The sequence below is a fragment of the Arthrobacter sp. JCM 19049 genome, assembly GCF_001310435.1.
On the sequence record NZ_BAXF01000161.1, the window covers coordinates 1 to 4,420 of the forward strand.

General features: G+C 60.9%; 1 protein-coding gene and 2 pseudogenes. 2 read left to right on the forward strand and 1 reads right to left on the reverse strand.

Going from position 1 to position 4,420, the window contains the following annotated elements; genetic code table 11:
- Nucleotides 1-301 precede the first annotated feature (301 nt).
- Both JCM19049_RS08540 and JCM19049_RS08550 read left to right on the forward strand, forming a co-directional pair.
- Nucleotides 302-1,569, forward strand: a pseudogene (locus tag JCM19049_RS08540) (IS256 family transposase).
- A 395-nt stretch (nucleotides 1,570-1,964) separates the two neighbouring features.
- Nucleotides 1,965-3,435, forward strand: a pseudogene (locus tag JCM19049_RS08550) (IS3 family transposase).
- 225 nt (nucleotides 3,436-3,660) lie between these two features.
- Here the strand turns inward: JCM19049_RS08550 and JCM19049_RS22485 are convergent.
- Nucleotides 3,661-3,954, reverse strand: coding sequence for a hypothetical protein (locus tag JCM19049_RS22485; RefSeq protein WP_306420753.1), 294 nt, complete (start codon nucleotides 3,952-3,954; stop codon nucleotides 3,661-3,663).
- Between the last annotated feature and the right edge of the window lie 466 nt (nucleotides 3,955-4,420).

A 4,420-nucleotide genomic window follows, 5' to 3' on the forward strand; every position in this document is an offset into this window, starting at 1 on the left:
CTAATGACTGCCGTTGCCATGGAATACCCGGGTTAAACAAGAGCACGGCAATGGGCCGGCACTCACCTCACGGTGAGTGCCGGCCCATTGTTTATTCCTGGTGAGGTGGGTGGCCGAGCCTGTCAGAGGGATTGTGTAAGACCTCTAGTCAGTTGATAGAAACGACTAGGAAGAACACACGATGACCGTTGAGAAAGACCAGGATCAGACCCTGATGAAGAATGCCTCCGACGTTGCCGAGAAACTCGCCGCCCTGGGTTCCATGGATGCGGTCAAATAGTCCGGGGCATTCGATGAGCTCATGGGGTTTATCGACCGAGGAGAGATCCAGCTCGATGGCAAGGACGGGTTTATTCAGCAGATCATCCGCGCCGGACTGGAGCGCGGGCTAAAGTCCGAACTGACTGAGCACTTGGGATACGAAAAGGGCGACGGTCAAGGACGGTTCGCCCCGAATTCCCGCAACGGTTCCTACCCCAAGACCGTATCCACGGTGGCCGGGGACGTGGACCTGCAGATCCCGCGGGACCGGGCCGGAACGTTCACCCCCACCCTGGTGCCCAAGGGGTCGCGGCGTACCGGTGGCCCGGATGAGATGATCTGTCCCTGTACGCCGGGGGCATGACCGTGCGGGATATCGCCTACCACCTGGAAACCACCATCGGCACCGAGCTGTCCCACGACACCATCATCAAGATCACCGACGAGGTGCTGGATGAAGTCGCTGCATGGCAGGAACGGCCCTCGGAGGAGTTCTACCCGATCCTGTACCTGGATGCGATTGTCATCAAGGTCCGCGACGGGCACCAGGTACGCAATAAGGCCGCGCACATGGCCGTCGGGGTGAGCGTGGAGGGCATCAAACACGTGCTGGGCATCTGGGTGACCGAGAATGAGGGTGCGAAGTTCTGGGCTCAGGTGTGCGCCCAGTTGGCCAATCGAGGCGTGAAGGACGTGCTGATCGCCTGCTGCGACGGGCTGACCGGTTTCCCCGAGGCGATCGAGGCGACCTGGTCCAAGGCCACGGTGCAGACCTGCGTGGTGCACCTGATCAGGACGGCGAACCGGTTCGTGTCCTACACCGACCGCAGGGCGGTCAGTGCCCAGTTGAAGAGTATTTACACTGCTCCGAGCATCGAGGCCGCGCAGGCGGCGTTGGAGGACTTCGAGGCCAGCGGGCTGGGGCGCAAGTACCCTTCGGCGGTGGCGACCTGGCGCAACGCGTGGGAAAGGTTCACCCCGTTCTTGGAGTTCGCCCCTGAATTGCGGAAGGTCACTTATACGACGAACGCGATTGAGTCGATGAACTACCAGCTGCGCAAGGTCACTAAATCCCGAGGGCATTTCCCGTCCGATACGGCGGCGGTAAAGATGCTGTGGCTGGCGATCTGCAATATCGAGGATAAGCGGGCCCGTGAACGGTTCAAGGACGCTGCCAGGAAAGGCCGCACCCCGCGCGCTGGTGCCGGTTCGCACCTGGTGGAAGGCGCTGGGACGAACGGGTGGAAACAGGCATTGCAGCAGCTGGCGATGGCTTACCCGGAACGTGTCGAGCCGTACGTGAACTGAGTATTACAAGCCCTGAAAAACAGAGTTGACTAGGGGCTTACACAATCCATCTGACAAGCTCGCCGCGAGTGGCCGGCGCCGGTCCGGGGAAGAGTCACTTCGGAACAATACTGTGACGAGTCACGTTCTCTCCGGGAGCGGACAACCTTCTGATCAAGTTACCGAGGTGGGCCGGGTAGGTGCCGGCCACCCAACTCACGCTCGGACATGTCAGACAAAAGGCATCCGGAGAGCCAGTCAGCGTTAGAGCCACAAGCGCGGGTTGGGCAGCTGGCCCCTACTCTGCCAGCTGGTCCCAGACCAACTACGTCAAGACTCACAGTCAGGTTGAGTGAGACCACCGATTCATAGCAAGCTACCCTCCAGACAGGGCGAGAACAGGACTAACCTCCACGATGAGCATCGCCTCCATCCACCATCCGCCAGCACCGTGACGGAGAATGGGACCATGGATTCCACCCAACCCCGACCGGACCAGCCACGACGCCGCACCATCACCCCGGCCCGGAAACTCGCTCACCTGCAAGGCTACGAACACGCGATCCAAAGCGGGCAAGGCCGCGGCTACCTGCGCGCCAACGGACTATATTCTTCGCAGATCGTCGAGTGGCGCAGGCTGCGCGATGCGGGAATCCTCGACGGAAGCAACCCCGCCTACAGCACCAAGAGTGGCGGGAAGCCGAGCAAGGAACAAGCTGAAATCGCCCGGCTGAAAAAGCAGCTCGCGGCCAGCGAGCAGAAGCTCGCCACCACGCAGACCGCCCTGGACATCATGGGAAAAGCACACGCGCTCTTGGAACAAATCTCAAAGAGCGCGGATTCCAAATAGACGTCCGCGGCCTGCTCGCCAGCACCTACCAGCAGTTGGTCGACGGCGGGGTGCCCACCCGGCAGGTCAGCACGCTGGCCGGGGTTAGTAGGGCCACGATGCACCGCCGTCAGCACGCCGCGCTGGCCCCGCAACCAACGGCCTCGGCTCCCCGCCCGATGCCGGCGAACAAGCTCACTGCCGAGGAAGAAGCTACGGTCCTAAAGATTCGGAACAGCGAGCGGTTTGTGGATCAGGCGCCCGAGCAGATCTACGCGGTTCTACTCTCCGAGGGCACGCACTTGTGCTCGGTATCCACCATGTACCGTTTGCTGCACCTTGAGAAGCAGGTGGCCGAACGCCGTCGGCAGGCCCGGCATCCGGCCCGGAAAATCCCGGAGCTGGTAGCGCACCAGCCTGGAGAGGTGTTCACGTGGGACATTACTAAACTCGCTGGGCCGGCCAAGGGCATCTACTTCGACGCGTACGTGATGATCGATATCTATTCGCGCTATATTGTCGGTTGCCAGGTCCACGCCCGTGAATCCGGGGAACTAGTGCGTGAGTTTATCGCCGAGGTGTTCGCCGCCGACCAGGTGCCGCTGGTGGTGCACGCCGACAGGGGGACTTCGATGACCTCGAAGCCGGTCGCCGCGCTGCTGGCGGACCTGGACGTGCTCAAGTCGCATTCCAGGCCGAAGGTCAGCAACGACAACCCGTATTCGGAGAGCTGGTTCAAGACCTTGAAGTATCTTCCGGTGTTCCCCGAGCGGTTCGGTTCGCTGGCTGATGCTCGGGATTTCATGGACCGCTTCGTGAAGGCGTACAACGGGCAGCACCGGCATTCAGGGATCGGGTTCCACACGCCCGCGGACGTGCATTTCGGGATGACCGGACATGTTGAGGACCAGCGGCTGGCCGCGCTGCAAACGGCGTGGGCGGAGCATCCCGAACGGTTCGGTCAGCGTCGCATGCCGAAGAAATTACAGATACCTGAGGCCGCGTGGATCAACGAACCGGTGAAGCAGGAGGAAGGTGGCGAAATGCTCGCTGCTTAGCACCCAATGGTCTCACTTGACTTGAAAATTTCCGTACCGGCAGCGGTGCGGACAGCATTGCGATGTTCAGGTAAGACTCGTCCTTGTAGAAGCACAGTAGGTGCATCTACTTCTCGTCTCGTAGTCATACACCAAACCTACATAAATGCATGCATTTAAAATAGATTTCGTCGGCGTGTCAGCCAAACATAGTTCTGGTTTTTAGGGCAACTCTCGGTCGCCGGTTCAAATTGGGATGCCGTGTGCGTGGAGGAAGAGCGCGGCCTGTAAGTTACGAGAGAAATGGGCCGGCGAGATGACCAGTTTCATCGGAGAAGAAGCGTTTTCCCAAACCACAGCTTGATTCTGCTCGCCACGATGACACTCACTTTCGTCGAGTGCTTTGTCCAGGCCTGGCTGCGTGGCGAGTGCTCCCGGATTGGCCGTGGTCGATGTAGAGGTCGTCGCGGCGGACCCCAGCGGCGAGGAGGTCTTAGATTTGCCGGTCAGCGTCTTGGGCTTTGGTGGATACGCGGGCATGGCCGATCAGTTTGGTCATTGGTCCTCCGGAAGTATCTCGCAACTAAGAGTGCAGACGCGGTCTACACACGCTGTTCTGAGACATAGTTGTGAGAATTATGAGCCATTGAGTTTCCGCGGTTTTTCCTGCGGGTGTGACTTTCTCCGGTAATTGGCGGCGTTCTGTCGATGCTGCGTTGCGGCCTCCGCTCCCGGATGCTGCCGGCGGGGCTGCGCTGGCTGAGGTCCCGTAAGCCGATCGGTCACCGGACGCGCCACGGCCAGCCGTCGAGCGCCCTCGGCCCATTTGGTCAGGTGAGCATAGTGGTTGCGGAGGGCTTGCTACGGACAAAACCGCTTGGGCGTTTGGCGCCGTCCGCCGCGCTGGTCACCGGCCGGCCCCTACACCTCGGTGCCGGCGAGCAGGCGACGACGTGTTGGAGTGCGGGGTGGGCGGTTCGCGCCAGATCAGCTCGACGGGGGCCAG

Coding starts and splice junctions, on each gene's coding strand:
- JCM19049_RS22485 (WP_306420753.1), bottom strand. CDS start 3,954: ATGCCCGCGTATCCACCAAAGCCCAAGACGCTGACCGGCAAATCTAAG.